Genomic DNA, 16,912 nt, shown 5'->3' with positions numbered 1-16,912 from the left:
CCTCATCTCTGCGGGACCGGGAAGGTGATGAGGAAGCCTCGAACCGTCTGCCCGGCCGCGCGCACAGAGGCCTTCTCCCGGAACAACGCCTGATCGACGGAACCGAGCATCAGATCTGCCGTCTCCCGGGCGTCCTCCCGCGCGGCCAGGACAGTGTCGTGCGGGAAGACGCCATAGCCGAAGGAGACCGTGCGGGGAAGCCGGGCGATCATGTCGTCGCGCAGGGAAGCCAGTCGCTCGGGGAACCGGGACTGCTCCCGGCGGTCCAACCGGACCGCCACGATCACTTCATCGCCGCCGAAAGTGGCCACGCACCCGACGGGGTACGGGGTGTCGTCGAACCACTGTGCGGCCACCGAGCCGAGTTCGTTCATGAGCGCGCATCCGGCCATGTGACCGAAGGCGCGAGGGTCGACGTCACGGGAGCGTTCGACGTACTCCTTGAGGCCGTCGACATCGCCGATCGCCAGGCCCAGACTCTCTCCCGCGCCGAAGCAGTCGTTGATCATCGCGGGCAGGGCGGCGTTGAAGTCCGGGAAAGCGACCAGGCCTGTGATGGGATCCTGTCGCGCCGAGAGGCACCAGCCGCGCGTCGGCAAGGGCTGCGGCGTGCGCTCTTCCCAACGGCGCGGATCCAGCTGTCGTGGCAGCATGCTCAGTTACCCCCGTGTTCTCATCGGCCGGCCGGGTGCATGGGGTGGCATCGGGCCGATGCCCAGGAGCCCGGGAAGCTCGTACAGGTCGCGGATCGTGGGAACGGACAATTGCTGATTCGTGGCCGCCGCATCCCGGTGCAGCCAGACCGCGGGCGATCCGGCCCTCGACGCGGCCACCACGTCGGTCTCGTACGCGTCGCCGACGTGCAGGATCCGGGATGCGGAGATACCGAGCGCGTCGGCGACCCGCTCGAACGCCGCCGGGCTGGGTTTCGCCGCACCGATGTCGCAGCTGAGGAAGACGGCGACGTCGAGACCAGGTACAGGGCAGATGCTCGGTGGGGCGACCGCGCCCAGGACGTTGCTGAGCATGGCGAGCCGGACGCCGCCACCGGCCAACCGGGCCAGGGCTGGGGCGGCGTCGTCGAACACGATGGGCCGCCGAGCCTGATCCTGCAGGGCAGCGAGCAGATCGAGCAGGCGGGACTGTCGATCGCCGGCGTCGAAGGCGTCTGTGAGGGACTCGGCAAGCTCCTTGACCGAGCTCCGCCTCGCCTTGAACGGTTGAAGGTGGTCCCGCACCTCGGTGAAGTCGCAACCGAGCAGCGTGGCGAGCTGCCGGGTGAACGAACCCTGGGGCGTCCGGACGACCGTGCCACCGATGTCCAGGCATACCACGTCGATGTCGGTCGGCATCAGCTCGTCACCTCCGGGGCGACGGGGTCGACGGCGCGGAACCGCAGTTCTTCTCCGGCGTGGCAGGACAGCCGCCCGCCGGCCGGTTTCGCCGGGTCGGCACTGCACCTCTGCCGCCGCGGTTCCTGAGTGAGGTGGTACTCCACCCACGGCACGGCCACCTCGTCGGTATGCGCGGCCAGGAGCAGCGCGGAGCGCAGTGTGCCGCCGTGGGGAATCGTCGGCACGCCCAGTTCACGAGCGGCTCTTGTCGTGGCGAGGGCCTGCGTGATGCCACCGCCCCAGCCGACGTCGGGCTGCCACACGTCCACACGGCCCGAGCCGAGCAGTCGCCACTGGTCGGCGGGCTCGTAGGCGTGTTCGCCGGCTGCGATGGGAGGCCAAGTCGCGTCCGGCTGCCCCAGGCCCGCCATGTCGCCGCACGGCTCCTCGACCCACCGCACGCCCAGTTCACCCAGCACGGGCAGTAGCCGCCGCGCGGTCGCCTTCGACCACGTGCCGATGGCGTCCACCATGACGGGCGAGGGATCGGCGGCGCGCAGAACACGCTCCAGGGCGCGCAGGTCATCGCGGCTCACGTCACCGCCGGCGTCGGCGACCAGGCGCCACTTCTGACCGGCGTACCCCTCGTCGCGCAGCCATCGGGCCAGTTCAGGGGCAATCTGAGCGGTGAGGTCGAAGCCCATCGCGGTGGCGTAGCAGGCGACGGAGGTGCGTCCGGGTTCGGTGGCCGGGACGACGGCGAGTCGGAAGGCGAGCTCGTCCACCGCGGCCTGCGCCAGCCGGAAATGGCTCCCGCTGCGATGCCGTCCCTCGCAGGGCAGATGGCCGTCCGGCCGGGGCAGGGTGGTGAGGCTGCTGAGCGACGGGCCGAACTGGTCCTTGACCAGCTGGGTGACGACTGGGCTGAGCGGACCGACGACCGCCTCGTTGCCGGCCGGATCGCGGGCGCTCAGGGCGAACAACGAGCGCTCCTCCGGCCATGTTGTGTCCGGCCGGATCCATGGTTGCGCCCACGCCGGAACCGCCGCGTCCACCGGGGCGGGTTCGAGCTCCCGGATCGTCACCGTGACTGCTGCCTCGGCCCGCACGGTCAGATCCTTGCGCCGGTGATCTGTTCGTCGGCGAAGGTGAAGTACCACAAGGGGCGGTAGTTCTCCCAGGGCTTCGGCCGCAGCCCGGAGTCGTGGAACAGCCGCTCGATCTGTTTGCGCATGGACAGGTAGTAGTCCATCTGCTGCCCTCCCGGCGTGACGTACATATCCATGAACGCGCTGTGCGGCTGGAAGATCTGGAACCGGGGGAAGGTGGTCGTGTGCGGGGCGTACTGCTCGAGGTACTTGACCGCGAGGTCTTCCGGGTCCAGCCCGACGATGTACGTGTAATCGGCCAGGACGCCCGCATGACCGCATTCGCGCAGGATGTCGATCACGTCCGTCGGCGTAAGGCTGGCCTTGGACTCCTTGAGCACTTCCGGCCGCCGTCCGAAGCACTCGACCGTCGTGGTGAGGTGGAACGGCCCCGCGGCGGCGACCTGCTCGATGGCCTCCGGCGAACGCATCACGCTGGACAGGAAGTGGATGTATCCGGTGCAACCGTGCCGGCCCATCGCCTCGCGTACCTCGGCGAGGTGCTTGAGGGCGAGCGACTCGTAGTGAAAGCAACCGGTACAGATCGTCACCTTGTCGATGCCGGACATGTCCGGCAAGCTGAAGTCCTTCACCAAGGCGGCCAGATAGCTGTCCAGGTCGTCGAGGGCAGCCAGGCGCGGGTCGGACGCCGACTCCATCGTGTTCGGGCAGAACGCACAGCCGATGCACTGGCTACGGGCGTTGGAGTTCAGCGTCAGCACCTTCGTGCCGTTGCGGAAATAGCCGAGGACGGCGTCGTCATCCTCGAGGGCTTCGACCGAGGCGATGCGGCTTCCCTGGAAGTACAGCGCGTCCTCGGTGAGCTCGAAGGGGGAGTCGATCCGGCCCAGCGACAGGATCAGGAAGACGTCGGTGTCAGAACGGGTCGCCAGCCGCAGTTTGATACGCATTCGTGGCTTCGGGATGCGGGATCTGACCCCGCATTTGTTGAGGGCGATCAACAGGATGTCCTCCTCGTTGACATCCCACTTCCGTGACAGAGACCGGAGTTCTTCGAAATCTTCGAGAATTGCCGTCATCGAAACAACCTCCGAGCATGGCAGGGCTGAGCCTCACCATGGACGAATCCGCGATGAGGCCGTCGACGTTATGCGATGCGAATGGGCAGCCGAATGCTGGCTATCGCACGGTCATCTGGCCGTGAGAAGGTAGAACTGAATTTCCTCGGGATATGTGCCCGACGGGTCGAATGCGAGAAGGCGTTTGCGCACCGCTTCCTCGAAATCGTCGTGTCCCTCGTCGCCGACCACGTGACGGCCCGCGAACGACGTTGATCGAAGATAACCCAGGATGCCGTCGATCGACCAGTGGAAAATGGTTGAGAACTCGGTGCTGTCAACCTTGTAACCGCAGTCGCGCAACACGTCCTCATGCCGCTTGGCCGGTTGCTTGAATATGCCGTCCGAGCCGGCACGCCGCTGTGGACCCAGCCGCTGCTCGATCACCGCCCGCACCTCGTGCTGCCACGCGGCGCCGCTGGTCCAGGTGCTGGGGCTGCCGGCGACGACGAGGGGGCCACCCGGCTTCAGCCACTCGCGGGCGCGGGTAGCAATCAGTTCGCGATCCATCCAATGGAATGCTGCGCCGATCGTGACGGCGGCCGTCGAATGTGCACTGAGCTGGACAGACTCGGCCGTCTGAATGCGCCAGTCGATAGTCAGGCCGACGGGGGTATGCCGCTGCCCGACCGCCACCATGTCCGGATCCGGATCCACGGCGACGACCTCGCGCCCTCGTTGGGCGAGCGGTACCGCGAGGTTGCCCGGGCCGCATCCCAGGTCGAGGACAGCTCCTTCGCCGGCCCCGGTGTCGATGTCGTTGATCAATGCATCCGGATACGGTGGCCGGTGCACTGCGTAATCCTCAGCTGTTCCTGCGAATCTACTCACATTCCCCCGTTCACAACCTGTTCAAGCGAACCCTACACGACACCGGTAGTGATGACAGTCCATCGAATAGAAGGTCGCCGTTGAACTGCCCGAACGTCCTCGATAAGGCTTCCCGGCTTGCGTCCGAGGCTGAACCTGGCAAGCTGGCGCGTGGACACCGATCCGGTGCGGTGCCGCCGCAGTCGTCCGGCGGTGTCCTCGAAAGTGGGGAGCGGTTCGTGCGGCCATCACCGGTTACCGACGTTGCCGGGCAACGAAATTTCCGCCGGTACTGGATTGGTCAGATCGTTTCCGGCTCCGGCAACGAGATCACGTCCTTCGCCATTCCCGCATTGGCCGTGTCGGTCTGGGGCGCCACCCAATCGCAGCTCGGTCTGATCAACGCCGCGCAATTTTTTCCCTCGGTCTTTGTCATCCTGTTCGCGGGCGCCTACTACGACCGTTCCGACACGAAGGCAACCCTCGCCGTGGCCAATTTGTGCTGCGCCGCGTGCCTGCTGGCCATGCCCCTCATCGCGATCCGGGGCGAGTCCGATGCTCTGCTCGTTCTCGGGATCGCCGCATTCGCCCTCGGCGTCTTCCGGGTATTCGTCAACGTGGGCAGCGCGAAACTCCTGCCCGAGATCGTCAGCCCTACCGCCCTGACTCTGGCCAATTCGCGGGTCACCGCCACCACGGCCGCCCTGGGCATCGGCGGCGCCGCTGTCGCCGGGCTCGCCGTCGATCTGGTCGGCAACAACTGGGTTCTCGCACTCGACGCGGCGACATTCGTGGCGAGCGCTCTCCTGCTGATCGGAATCGTGACGTTCCGGACGACCCCGCCGCGCGGGCGCCGCCCGGTGCGGGCCGACATCGGGGAGGGTCTGCGCATCGCGTTCGGGGACCGGACACTTCGCAGCCTGGCGTTGATGGCCTCCTGGTTCAACCTCTGCGAGCGGATGGTGCTGACCGCGCTGTTCTACTATCTGCTGGCTGATCAGGGCCGGACAGCCACCACGCTCGGCGTCTGCCTGGCCGCCGGCGGTGTCGGCGGCCTGCTCGGGGGGCTGGGATCGCCGGCCGTGATCCGGGCGGTCGGGGCGGTGCGGGCCATGCAGTGGGGCATGGGCGCCGGTGCGCTCGGCTTGGCGACGGTGGCGCTGTGGCCGGGCAGCGGGGTGCTCGGCGTCATCGGATGCGCCTTGTCCCTGTTCCTGCACGGATGTGGCATCGGCGTATACAACCCGCTGTCCAATTCGGTGCGGCAGCTCGCCTCGCCGCCGGAGGCTCTGGGGCGGGTGGTGGCTTCGTACCGGCTGGTGTCCATGGGGTCGATTCCGCTGGGTGCGGTGCTGGCCGGCTACCTGGCCGCCGCCGCCGGCGCCCGGCCCACAATCCTGATCGCCGGTGCCGCCTGTCTGATCGTCGCCGTCTATTACATCTGGTGGGTCCGTCATCGGATGGACTCACGTTGGCTCGTCTTTGTGGAGGAGGGCAGAAATCGATGACGTCGGTGTCCAGGGATGTTCGCCCGGAGGACCGCGTACTCGGTCAGGTCAACGATCTGGTGTCCGGGGCCTGGCGTTCCGCGCTGCTGGAAGGGGCACTGGCGGCCGACGTGCTGGCGGACCTCGCCGCGGGCGGCCTCACTGCGGCCGACCTCGGCGCTCGTGCCGGTGCTGACCCGCAACTGGGCGACGGGATGGCGGCGGTACTGACGGACCTCGGCCTGATCGTGGTCGAGCAGGGCCGGCTGCAGCCGACGGCCGCCCTGACGGACCTTCTCGTCAGCGGGCAACTGGGGTTCGTGCGCGCGCGGCTGACCGCCAATCGCCTGCAGGCCTCGCAGTTCGCTCAGCAGCTGTCGACCGGAGCGTTGCGGTCGGGATGGCTTCCGCCGGACGGCGAGTACGTCCGGAGCCAGGCCGAGCTCAGCGGCACCGGGCTCGTGGGATTTTTTGAGCGGCATCTGCTGACGTGCTCCGCCGCGCTGGACAGGGTGTTGCGCCACGGAGCCGGCCCTCGCTTCCTGGACGTCGGATGCGGCGCCGGTGAACTGTCCATTCAAATGCTCCGGGCGTTTCCCCGGCTTTCCGCGGTCGGGGTGGAGCGCGTGGGCTGGATCGCCGAGCTGGCCCGGGAACGCGCTCGGGCCGCGGGTGTCGAGCAGCGATTTACCGTGCTCGACGGCGACGCTCTCACCGTCGATCCCGGTGCCGCCTTCGACCTGGTCTGGCTGCCGCACGCTTTTGTGGGCCCCGATGCTCTGCGCGCGCTGTTGAGCAGGCGGCGTTCGTTGCTCAATCCGGATGGCGTGGTCTGGCTCTTCGGAGTGGTGCGGGACCCGTCGTCCGAGCGTGACCGGCTGACCCGGATGAGATCCGCCTGGTGGGGTGGGACAGTGCTGAGCGGCGAGGACGTCCGGGTGCTGGCCGACGAGCACGGATTCTCCTCGGTGCAACAGGTGCCCAATCGTTCCATCGGAGAGTTCGATCATGTTCTTCTCGGGAGATGACATGCCGTCTCCGTTCCGGTTCGTCCACAGGGGGGTCCGGCCATGACGCCGGTAACGTCGGTCACCGAGAGCTACGGGGCGCGTATCGGGTGGATCCAGCCGGAAGACGCAGCCGGCCTGAGGCGCCGCGACGTTCCGGACGATGTGAACCTCGTCCGGGTACGTCTGGACCAGCGCGACGACGAGCAGTGGGAACAACTGCGCCGGGCCGGATTCGTAGTCAAGCCGGGATACGTGCACTGGGTCAGCGACGTGGGTGAGTCCGAGCAGAGTTATGCCGCCGGGCTGGCCCGCCGGGCACGCCAAGCGGTTTCGTACGCCCGTCGGCACGTCGACGACGAAGGCGTGACCATCGGCTGCCGACCCCTCACGGCCGGGTCCTTCGACGATTTTCACGCGCTCTATGTCCGTCAGGTTGCCGGCATGCGCTGGGGCTGGGACTTCGCGGGCGTCAAGCGCGACGAGGTACTCGGCGATCTCGACCGGTACATGATGGTGTCCGGAACCCGGGGGGACAACCTGGTCGGCGCCTGCATCGTCCGCCTCGAGCCGGAGAACAGTTTCGCCCGCGCCCGGTTCACCGCCTATGCGCCCGAGCAGCGGTCCCAGGGTCTGTCCCGCGTTCTCATCTGGTCGGCTCTGAACGAGGTCCGTGACCGGGGCCTGGCCCGGTTCAGCCTCGGCGTCGACCCGAACCTGTACGGCCATGTCGCGGAGCCGGGTCTGATCCGCTTCAAGGCACGGCTGGGATTTGTCCCCGTGCCCTCGCACCACCTGGAACCGGACCTCGGCGGCGACCACGCCGAAGCGGTGGTCGGGGCGGACTTTTTCGCCGATCCCTGTGTCGCACTGGAGTACCGCGACACCACCTCGGCGTACGGCGTCGCGGTCATCACCGATCGAGGCGACGCCGACCTCGCCGGGTACACGACCTCGATCGCGCCGCTCGGCGTGCGGCTGGCGCCCAGCCCGCTGGCGAAACGATGAGCCGCCCCCGCAACGCCTTGCTGCTCAAATGGAACCGGCGACTCGTTGAGGCGCTGGTCGCCCAAGGTGTCTCCTACGCCGTAGTGGTCACGGACTACGAGCTCGAACGTCGTCGCTTCACCCTGGCGGATCTGCGGGACGCCGAGGACATCTATCGGATCCGGTCACACGACTCAGCCTCCGACGTGTACGGGGTCGCGGCGCGTCTGCTGGCCGAGGACCGGTGTTACGACCTCGTCCTGAGCCCCAGCGAATTCAGCCACTACGCCCTCGCGGTCCTCGCATCGGTCGTTCCCGGTACTCCGATGACCGCTCGGCAGGTTCTGGAGACCCGGGACAAGCGGGTCATGAAAGGTCTGTTCCGCCGGGCCGGCGTGCGCAGCAGTGAGGAGTACACATCGGCCGCCAAGGCCGCTGCCGCGCTCGCGGGGGGCCTCGAACCGGTGGGGGTGGTGGTGAAGCCGGTCGACGGGGCCGGTGCACGGGCCACGGTCATCGCGACCTCAGCCGCGGAGCTGACCCGGGCCGTCGACCAACTCGCCGGGCGGGCACAGTTGGAGTCCGGCCTGGACGGCGAGGAGTATCACGTCGACGCCGTCTGGAGCAGAGGGCGGGTGACCTGGTTCTCCGTCTCCCGCTATCTCCGGCCGCGGGCCCGGGTGATTCCCTCCACCACCCGCAACGGTGCGATCCTCCTCGACCCGGACAAGGAGGCCGACCTGTACGCATCCCTCCTCGACGACCAGAGGCGGCTCATCGAAGCGGGTGGCTTCGAGACCGGCATCAGCCACGGCGAGTTCTTCCTCACGGGGCGTGGCCCGGTCTGGACAGAGATCGCGAGCCGCCCGGGTGGAGCCTTCGTCGACCACATGGTCGGCGCGGCCACCGGACGGTCACTGACCGAGCGATGGGTGGATGCACTGCTGGGCGACGATGGTGACGTGGAGCCGTCACCCCGCGATCCGGAACGCGTGGTCGGGTGGCTGAATCTCGGCCCCTCCCGCAGCGGCACCGTTGTGTGTGCCCCGGCCGTGGAAGAGGTGTCGGCCTGGCCGGGTGTACTCGAGGCGGATGTCCGGTTGCATACGGGCGATCAGTTCGACATCGCTGATCCCAGCTCGTGGTCCTGTCTGGTCGTGCTCGAGGCGTCGGACAGCACGGAATGGGAGCAGCGACGGCAGGTTGCCGAGATGCTCGCCCAGCGGGCGTTCCAGATGGCTCCGGAGCGTTCCTGACCTCGTTCAGCCGATCGGGTCGGGCGCCGACAAGGCGATGATCAGCGAGGACGTCCAGTCCGGGTCCTGCAGGCGGTCGCCGTAGAGCTCGCGCAGGCGGCTCATCCGGTAGCGCACGGTCTGCGGGTGGATGAACAGCTCGGCCGCCACCTCCTCGCGGCGGCCCTGATGACGCAGCCAGCTGCGCAACGTCTCGACCAGCTTGGCCGCGGACGCGTCGGAGGCGGCGGCCAGCGGGGCCAGCATCCGGGTGCGCAGGTCGGCCAGCGCCTGCGGGTCGGCCGTCAGCACCAGTTCGGCCAGGTGGTCCTCGCTGTCGACGACGCCGCGGCCGGACGCGAGGCGGGGGATCTGCAGGATGCGTACGGTCCGGTCGTAGGACGCCTTGACCTGGGCCCACGGGCGGGCCGGGCCGACGATCGCGCTCTGCCCCCGCAACAGGCCCACCAGCGCGTCGCGGGAGGTGCCCTCGGCGTCGGGGACGAGCAGCACCGAGCGGTCCTGCGCGCCCGGCCCGGCGTCGCTCAGCTGCAGGGTGCGCCGGTCGAGCAGGTCGATCACGGCCCGGCTGGCGTGCTCGGGCACCAGCACGGCGGTCAGCGTGCGCGGCGGGAACCAGTCGGCGCGCAGAGCGGCCTCGGTGAGCGCGGGCTCGGCCTGACCGGCCAGCAGGGCCTGGGCGAGCTGTTCGAGCAGGCGCAACCGGGCCCGGCCGGAGGAGGCGAGCTCGTCGGCGTGCCCGGCGACGCTGGCCGCCGAGAGTTCGTCGATGTAGGCGAAGACCAGCTCGGCGAAGTGCGCGATGGTGGCGGCCGGCTGCCCGCTGCTGACGCTGATCTTGGCCAGCTCGTGCCATGAGACACGGGCGCCCACCCGGTACGCACCGAGCAGCGCGTCGAGCGTACGGCCGCTGCGGGCTTCTCCCCGTCCCAGCGCGTAGGCCGCCGCCAGCGCCGGCGCCAGGGGTGACTGCGGGTCGGGGCCGTGCCCGCGCGAGACCAGCTCGAGGAACGTGCCCAGGGCGGCCCGCACCGCGCGCTCGATCTTTGCGCCCAGAACGCCGGCGAATGCCTCCTTGTAGGCCGGTACCTCGGCCATGATGGCGTCGATGGTCTGGGTCGCCACGTGCGGCAGCCGCGAGCGCAACGGCCTAACCACAGCCGGTGCCAGGCGAAATGTTCTCACATCGGGGAGGGGCTCAGACATGGCAACTCTTGTTCCTCGTGAACAAAAAACACGGGCTGTTTCACTTCACCTGGTCAGGAATCTACCCCTCGGACGCAGGAAGCTTGTTACGTGGCTGTGATACGCACCCTCCGCGGCGGCGCGTGGCGCGTGGTCGAACTGATCACGACTCCGGTTGTGCCGGCGGACTACCTCGACGTGATCGCTCCGCTGCGCAACGCCCGGGTCCTGCGGGCCAAGATCGACGCGGTGCGCCCGGAGACCGACCGCAGCGCCACCCTGGTGCTGCGGCCCGGCCGGGGCTGGGTGCCGCACGAGCCGGGACAATACGTACGGGTCGGCGTGGACGTCGACGGCGTCCGGCAGTGGCGCTCCTACTCGATCACCAGTCCGCCCGCGCGGGCCGACGGCCGGATCACCATCACCGTCAACGCCGTGACCGGCGGCCTGGTCAGCACCCACCTGGTACGCCGGGCCCGCCGCGGCATGATCGTGCATCTCGACCCGCCCACCGGCGAGTTCCGGCTCAGCGATCCCCGCCCGGCCAAGGCGCTGTTCGTGACCGCGGGCAGCGGCATCACCCCGGTCATGGGCATGCTGCGCAGCGCCCTGCACGAAATGTCCGACGTCGTGGTCGTGCACTCCGCGGGCACCGCCGACGCCGTCGTCTTCGGCTCCGAGCTGCGCGCCCTGGCCGCCGCCGGCCGGATCCGGCTGATCGAGCGGCACACCCGCGCCGACGGCCGCCTCAAACCGGCCGACCTCGACGAGCTGGTGCCCGACCTGTTCGACCGGCAGGCCTGGGCCTGCGGCCCCAACGAGATGCTCGACGACCTCGAGACCCACTGGGCCGACAGCGGCGCCACCGACCGGCTGCGCACCGAGCGGTTCCGGCCGGCGCTGATCAGCGCCGGCGGGGGCGGCACGGTCACCTTCACCCAGTCCGGCACCGTCGTCGAGACCGACGGCTCCGAACCGCTGCTCGACTCCGCCGAGAGCGCGGGCGTGCTGATGCCCTCCGGCTGCCGGATGGGCATCTGTTTCAGCTGCGTCCTGCCGTTGCGGGAGGGCGCCGTGCGTGACCTGCGCGACGGCACCCTCACCGTCGCCGAAGCGGGCGACAGCATCCCCGTCCAGACCTGCATCTCGGCCGCCGCCGGCCCCTGCAAGATCGAAAACTGAGGACCCGCATGACGACGATCCAGCGCAAGAAGTCCAACCCGATCGCCCACCTGACGCCCGAGGACATCGAGCAGATCGGCATCGAGCTCGACGCCATCCGCGACGAGGTCATGGGCAGCCGGGGTGAGAAGGACGCCGCGTACATCCGGCGGGTGATCGCGTGGCAGCGCGGGCTCGAACTCGGCAGCCGCGGGGTGCTGCTGTTCTCCCTCTTCCCGCCGGCCTGGCTGGTCGGCACGGCCGGGCTCTCCGTGGCCAAGATCCTGGAGAACATGGAGATCGGCCACAACATCATGCACGGCCAGTGGGACTGGATGCGCGACCCGAAGATCCACTCGACCAAGTGGGAGTGGGACCACGCCTCCCCGGCCGAGCAGTGGAAGCACTCGCACAACGAGCTGCACCACACGTACACCAACGTGGTCGGCCGCGACAACGACCTCGGCTACGGCATCATGCGCGTCGACGAGGACCAGAAGTGGCACCCGGCGCACCTGGGCCAGCCGTTCTACAACTTCGTCAACGCGTGCTTCTTCGAGTACGGCATCGCCGCGTACGACCTCGAACTGGGCAAGAACCTGCAGACCAAGGAGCGCCGGCGGGACCCGAAGTTCCGGGCCGCGCTCAAGGGCGTGCGCCGCAAGATCGGCAAGCAGATGCTCAAGGACTACGTGGTGCACCCGGCCCTGTCCGGCCCGTCGTTCCTGCACACCATCGCGGCCAACTTCACCGCCAACGTCGTCCGCAACATCTGGGCGCACTCGGTGATCATGTGCGGCCACTTCCCGAACGGCGTCGAGACGTTCGAGAAGACGTCGATCGAGGGCGAGACCCGCGGCGAGTGGTACCTGCGCCAGATGCTCGGCTCGGCCAACATCAGCGGCAGCAAGGCCATGCACCTGATGACCGGCAACCTGTCGCACCAGATCGAGCACCACCTGTTCCCCGACATGCCGAGCAACCGCTACAAGGAGATCGCGCCCAAGATCCAGGACCTTTTCCAGCGGTACGGGCTCTCCTACACCAGCGGCCCTCTGCCCAAGCAGGTGGCGTCCGCCTGGTACAAGGTCTTCCGCCTCGCGCTGCCCAACCGTGGCGAGGCCGCCGTCCGCCGTCCCGTGGAGAAGAAGGCGCCCGCCGTGGCCAACCGCTGGCGTCGCGCCGAGAACCCGGTTCCCGCCGCCACGGTTCATCAGTAACAATCCGGCGGTGGATCATCTGGCGATTCTGCGCGACGAACTGGCCGTTTTTCAGCGCTGCCTGGAGGGGGATCTGAGCGCGCCGGTCGAGCACTGCGGTGACTGGACGCTGCGTGATCTGGCCGAGCACCTCGGGCAGGAGAACCTGTGGGCCGCCACAGCCGTCCGTGAGCGGCGCGGAAACTACGAGCCGCAGCCGACGCCGGCCGACATCGGGCCCTGGTTCGCCTCGACCGCGGCGGAGCTCACCGAGGCGCTGACGGCCGACCCGTCGGCGCCGGCGTGGACCTTCGCACCACCCCGTACGGTGGGATTCTGGCGCCGGCGCCGTTGCCTGGAGACCCTCGTGCACCGGTGGGACGCGCAGCACGCGCTCGGCATCGCGGAGCCGCTGGACCCGGCCCTGTGCGCCGACGGGGTGGCCGAAGTCCTCGACATGTTCGTCCCGCGTCAGATCAACCTCGGCCGGATGGCCCCGATGGCGGCCGCCGTCCGTTTGACCGCCACCGACACCGGCACCTCCTGGACCCTCGGCCCGGGAGAGCCGGTCGCGGCGGTGAGCGGGACGGCTGAGGACCTTCTGCTGATTCTGTGGAACCGCCGCCCGGTGCCCGACGCCGCCGCCCGCGAACTGCTCCGCGGCCCGCTGGTGCCCTGACGCCTGTCTCGTAGCCGCTGCTCGCCGACACCACCACCGCCGCGTCGGCGAAGCGATAACGGGTTCACGCCTTCGATCCCCAAGGGCCCTTTCCGCGTACGGTCGTGGGGAAGCTCGGCCGTGCCGCCTGCCCCGTCGGCCGCGCGGCCCGGCATTTCATCGACGCCCGGGATCAGGTCGGCTGAGCGGCGCCCGGCGGCTCCTCAGGGCCGGCGCCGAGGACGACGATGCCCGCTGCGACCGCCCCCGCCGCCACCGCCGCGACGGCACAGACGGGGATGAGCCACGGCGCGACACCGTCGAGGTGCGAGCCCGGCCGCAAAGCCGAGTGCAGTGAATAGACCGGCCCGTCATAGCCGAGATGCTGACCGAACATCAGCGCGAGGGCGTCGGCCCGCGACGGAAGGCCGTTTTCGCCGAGCCGGCTACCGGCGGCCGCACCGAACAGACCCAGCACCAACGTCACCAGGCCGGCGGCGATCACCGCGAACGGACGGCCCGACGGCAGCCGGAACCGCTGACGCACCCCGCTGACGACCAGATGCCACGACTCGCCGGCCGACGGGCGCGACCGGCCCGGCCCGGCCATCTCCAGCATCGTGGTGATCATCTCGGTGCCGTGCGCACGCCGGTAGCGTCGCGAATAGGCCAGCAGCAGACGACGGTAACGGCGTACGAGCCGCTCGTCGGCCGTCGGCCAGGTTCCGTCGCTCATGCCGCGCCTCCCGCCGTTGTCGCAAGACGGGGGAGCCCCGGGACGATGCCGGACCGCCGGCGCAACTGTTCGCGGGCCGCATCCGCGTGGCGCTGAAGCCGTTCGACCTCTGCGCCGAGAGCGGTGGCGCCGTCCGTGGTGAGCCGGTAGTAGCGGCGCAGCCGGCCCTCCACGCTCTCCTCGTGGTCGGCTTCGATGAGCCCCTGCTCGGTGAGCCGCTCGAGCGCGCCGTAGAGGGTGCCCGGCCGCAGCTTCACCTCGCCGTCGGAGAGCTCATCGACCACCTGCACGATGCCGTAGCCGTGGCGGGGCCGATCGGCGAGCCCGGCCAGAATCAGAAACGTCGGTACCTGCATGGCCGCCGACCGTACGCCAGCCGAGATATATCGTCAACCGATACATCGGCTCCCGACTGGTCGCCGGCATTCCAGCATCCATCAACGCCTCCCCGTGGGCTGACTGTCACCCGGCATTGCTGAACACTGATCACCGTAGGGCTCACGGATCTTTTTCCCTCAGAGCCAATTCGGCGGCAGTTTGACCGGTCCACTTAGGATCTTGGTCGTGGATGTCGCCGTCCGGCTCGACCGGAGCACCGGGCTGGCTGGGCAGATCTACCGGCAACTGCGCGACGCCGTTCTCGACGGGCATCTGCGCCCGGACGAGGCTCTGCCGTCCAGCCGCGAGCTGGCGGAGCAACTGCAGGTCTCGCGCAACACGGTGACAACCGCGTACGAAAGGCTGATCGCCGAGGGCTACCTGACCGCAAGGGCGGGCGCCGGCACATTCGTCAACGCTCAGTCCCGTACGGGCCCGGCTGTGCCTCTGCTGTCATCCGGCGCGCTCACACCCCGCGCGATGTGGTCGCGGATGCCGCTGCCACCCGACTACGACGACGCGCCCGAATTCGACTTCCGGGTCGGTGCGCCCGACGCGCGACTGTTCCCGTACGCGGCCTGGCGAAGGCTCCTCACCAACCAGTTCCGCACGTCGGTGGTCGGCACCGGCATGCCGGTCGAACCGGCCGGCCACATCGGGCTCCGTACGGCCGTAGCCCGTTACCTGCGGGCCTCCCGCACCATCGAGACCCGGCCGCAGGACGTGCTGGTGACCTCCGGGGTGCAGCAGGCGCTCGACCTCATCGGCCGGGTACTGCTCGAACCGGGCGCCACGGCCGCGGTCGAGACGCCCGGCTACGTGCCGCCGAAACTCGTGTGGAAGTCCCAGGGCGTACGGGTGGTGGGTGTCCCGGTCGACGAGCACGGCCTGGTCGTCGACGCGCTGCCCCCGGACGCGCGGGTGGTCTATGTGACGCCGACCCACCAGTACCCGACCGGCGTGCCCCTGGCCCTGCACCGGCGGATCGAACTGCTCGCCTGGGCGCAGCGCCACGGCGCGGCCATCGTCGAGGACGACTACGACAGCGAATTCCGTTACACCGAGCAGCAGCTGGAACCGTTGCACAGCCTCGACCGCAGCGGCCGGGTCCTCTACGTCGGCTCGTTCTCGAAGGTTCTGTTGCCGACGCTCCGGCTGGGCTACCTCGTCCACCCGTCGTCGCTCGGCCACGCCCTGCACGCCGCCAAGTTCCTCACCGACTGGCACACCAGCCTGCCGATCCAGGCCGCCATGGCCGGCTTCATCGAGCAGGGCATGTTCGAGCGGCACCTGCGCCGGGTCCGCCGGGTCTACCGGCAGCGCCACGACCGTATCCGAGCCGCCCTGGCCGGCCCGCTCTCGGCTCATCTGACGGCCCTGCCGTCCATGGTCGGACTGCAGCTGAGCGCGATGATGCGGGGAGCCGCCACGGCCGAGGCGCTCACCCGGGCCCGCCGCAGCGGCATCGGCGTGGCCGGCTTCCCGGAGGTCTCCCTCGCCGCGCCCGACTCGCCCGGCGTCGTGTTCGGGTACGGCATGATCGACACGCCCCGCATCGACGAGGGGCTGGCCCGGCTCCAGCGGTTTCTGGACGGCGGCTAGAGCCGCCGGAACAGGCCCTCCAGGTCCCGCTCGCCCTCGCGGGTCTGGGCGCCGGCGGCGAGTCCGGCGCCCATCAGCTGGGCGGTCACCGGGCGGAAGATCAGGCCCGCCCACGCGTCGTTCTCCCGCGTCAGGCCCTCGGTGAGATCGCGCGGGGGCATGGCCTGCTTGGCCGCCGCGATCACACCGTCCGGCAGCGCGGCGATGGTCAGAGCAAGGCGTTCCACGTACGCGTCCAGCTCGTCAGCGGGCACGGCCCGGTTCACCCAGCCGTACCGTTCGGCGGTCTCCGCGTCGAACAACTCCCCACCGAGCACCACCTCCAGAGCCCGGTTCCGCCCGATCCGCTCGCTCAGATACTGCGTGGCGCCCCCGCCCGGCACGATCCCCATCAACGCCTCGATCTGCCCCAGCCCCGCCGTCCCGATCGCCGCGAACGCCATGTCGGCCGCCACCACGAACTCGGCGCCACCGCCGTGCGCCAACCCGGCCAGTTTGACGATGGTCACCTGCGGCTGGTGGCGCAGCTGCTCGCCGACCGCCTGGAAGACGTTGACCCCGTCCGGCAGCCCCGCCATCAGCGGCGCCAGAGCCTCCGGCGTGGCCGTCATGTCGATGTGGGCCAGGAAGAACTCCGGGTCGGCGCTGCCGAACACGATCACCCGTACGGTGTCGTCGCCCGCCAGCCCGCTCAGCAGGTCCCGCAACTCCGTCATCACGGTCACGCCGAGCAGATTGACCGGCGGGTTGTCGATCGTGACGAAGGTGACGCCGTCCTTCCGGCTCACCCGCAGAGTCTCGTACGCGTTGTGGTTCATCATGGTCTCCACGATGAAACCGCCCCTGAGCTGCGTCAATAACGCACTTATGGGACACCAGGGATGC

At 69.3% G+C, this 16,912-nt stretch carries 17 protein-coding genes; 8 read left to right on the top strand and 9 right to left on the bottom strand.

What is annotated here, in order from left to right:
* Positions 1–2: 2 nt before the first annotated feature.
* The 5 genes from JIG36_RS34130 to JIG36_RS34110 form a co-directional block, all read right to left on the bottom strand.
* Positions 3–653, bottom strand: a complete 651-nt coding sequence (locus JIG36_RS34130) for a GGDEF domain-containing protein (protein ID WP_203380538.1) — start codon at positions 651–653, stop codon at positions 3–5.
* A gap of 6 nt (positions 654–659) precedes the next feature.
* Positions 660–1,352: an HAD family hydrolase gene (locus JIG36_RS34125; protein WP_203380537.1), complete on the bottom strand. Its 693-nt coding sequence runs from the start codon at positions 1,350–1,352 to the stop codon at positions 660–662.
* Entirely contained in the window at positions 1,352–2,443 is a 1,092-nt protein-coding gene (locus JIG36_RS54350) for an enolase C-terminal domain-like protein (protein WP_203380536.1), read from the bottom strand. Before JIG36_RS54350 ends, JIG36_RS34125 begins: the two co-directional genes overlap by 1 nt.
* A 2-nt stretch (positions 2,444–2,445) precedes the next feature.
* Positions 2,446–3,393, bottom strand: coding sequence for a radical SAM protein (locus JIG36_RS34115; protein ID WP_203380535.1), 948 nt, complete (start codon positions 3,391–3,393; stop codon positions 2,446–2,448).
* A 240-nt stretch (positions 3,394–3,633) separates the two neighbouring features.
* On the bottom strand, positions 3,634–4,329 hold the full coding sequence (locus JIG36_RS34110; RefSeq protein WP_236048708.1) for a class I SAM-dependent methyltransferase: 696 nt from the start codon (positions 4,327–4,329) through the stop codon (positions 3,634–3,636).
* 281 nt (positions 4,330–4,610) lie between these two features.
* Here JIG36_RS34110 and JIG36_RS34105 point away from each other — a divergent pair, with 281 nt between their 5' ends.
* Genes JIG36_RS34105 through JIG36_RS34090 form a run of 4 tightly spaced genes read left to right on the top strand, consistent with a single transcriptional unit; the run spans position 4,611 to position 9,108 of the window.
* Positions 4,611–5,879: an MFS transporter gene (locus JIG36_RS34105; RefSeq protein ID WP_307873023.1), complete on the top strand. Its 1,269-nt coding sequence runs from the start codon at positions 4,611–4,613 to the stop codon at positions 5,877–5,879.
* Positions 5,876–6,886, top strand: a complete 1,011-nt coding sequence (locus JIG36_RS34100) for an SAM-dependent methyltransferase (RefSeq protein WP_203380532.1) — start codon at positions 5,876–5,878, stop codon at positions 6,884–6,886. Before JIG36_RS34105 ends, JIG36_RS34100 begins: the two co-directional genes overlap by 4 nt.
* 42 nt (positions 6,887–6,928) lie before the next feature.
* Entirely contained in the window at positions 6,929–7,873 is a 945-nt protein-coding gene (locus tag JIG36_RS34095; protein WP_203380531.1) for a GNAT family N-acetyltransferase, read from the top strand.
* The gene (locus tag JIG36_RS34090) at positions 7,870–9,108 is read left to right on the top strand and encodes an ATP-grasp domain-containing protein (protein WP_203380530.1); all 1,239 of its coding nucleotides are present in this window, start codon (positions 7,870–7,872) and stop codon (positions 9,106–9,108) included. Before JIG36_RS34095 ends, JIG36_RS34090 begins: the two co-directional genes overlap by 4 nt.
* Before the next feature lie 6 nt (positions 9,109–9,114).
* Here the strand turns inward: JIG36_RS34090 and JIG36_RS34085 are convergent, their stop codons facing one another.
* On the bottom strand, positions 9,115–10,314 hold the full coding sequence (locus JIG36_RS34085) for a PucR family transcriptional regulator (protein ID WP_203380529.1): 1,200 nt from the start codon (positions 10,312–10,314) through the stop codon (positions 9,115–9,117).
* 90 nt (positions 10,315–10,404) lie between these two features.
* Between JIG36_RS34085 and JIG36_RS34080 the strand changes: the two genes are divergently transcribed.
* From JIG36_RS34080 to JIG36_RS34070, 3 genes are read left to right on the top strand one after another with little or no spacing between them, the layout of a single operon-like run.
* Positions 10,405–11,475, top strand: a complete 1,071-nt coding sequence (locus JIG36_RS34080; RefSeq protein ID WP_203380528.1) for a ferredoxin reductase — start codon at positions 10,405–10,407, stop codon at positions 11,473–11,475.
* A gap of 8 nt (positions 11,476–11,483) precedes the next feature.
* Complete coding sequence (locus JIG36_RS34075; RefSeq protein WP_203380527.1) at positions 11,484–12,674, top strand: fatty acid desaturase family protein; 1,191 nt, start codon at positions 11,484–11,486, stop codon at positions 12,672–12,674.
* Positions 12,675–12,684: 10 nt separating this feature from the next.
* Entirely contained in the window at positions 12,685–13,332 is a 648-nt protein-coding gene (locus JIG36_RS34070) for a maleylpyruvate isomerase family mycothiol-dependent enzyme (RefSeq protein ID WP_203380526.1), read from the top strand.
* 172 nt (positions 13,333–13,504) lie between these two features.
* On the opposite strand, the gene JIG36_RS34065 is transcribed toward JIG36_RS34070, so the two are convergent.
* Positions 13,505–14,047, bottom strand: a complete 543-nt coding sequence (locus tag JIG36_RS34065; RefSeq protein WP_203380525.1) for a hypothetical protein — start codon at positions 14,045–14,047, stop codon at positions 13,505–13,507.
* Positions 14,044–14,403, bottom strand: a complete 360-nt coding sequence (locus JIG36_RS34060; protein WP_203380524.1) for a PadR family transcriptional regulator — start codon at positions 14,401–14,403, stop codon at positions 14,044–14,046. The genes JIG36_RS34065 and JIG36_RS34060 overlap by 4 nt, the downstream gene beginning before the upstream one ends.
* Before the next feature lie 208 nt (positions 14,404–14,611).
* Here JIG36_RS34060 and pdxR point away from each other — a divergent pair, with 208 nt between their 5' ends.
* Positions 14,612–16,027, top strand: a complete 1,416-nt coding sequence (gene pdxR, locus JIG36_RS34055) for a MocR-like pyridoxine biosynthesis transcription factor PdxR (RefSeq protein ID WP_203380523.1) — start codon at positions 14,612–14,614, stop codon at positions 16,025–16,027.
* Here pdxR and JIG36_RS34050 read toward each other — a convergent pair.
* A complete protein-coding gene (locus JIG36_RS34050; RefSeq protein WP_236048752.1) occupies positions 16,024–16,848 on the bottom strand; it encodes an enoyl-CoA hydratase/isomerase family protein in 825 nt (274 codons plus the stop codon). The two genes, pdxR and JIG36_RS34050, sit on opposite strands and share 4 nt — an antisense overlap.
* Positions 16,849–16,912 lie beyond the last annotated feature (64 nt).

Origin of the sequence: Paractinoplanes ovalisporus, assembly GCF_016834655.1 — a bacterium.
GTDB lineage: Bacteria > Actinomycetota > Actinomycetes > Mycobacteriales > Micromonosporaceae > Actinoplanes > Actinoplanes ovalisporus.
Note: the sequence above shows the minus strand (reverse complement) of the source record. Positions and strands in the feature narration are given on the sequence as shown.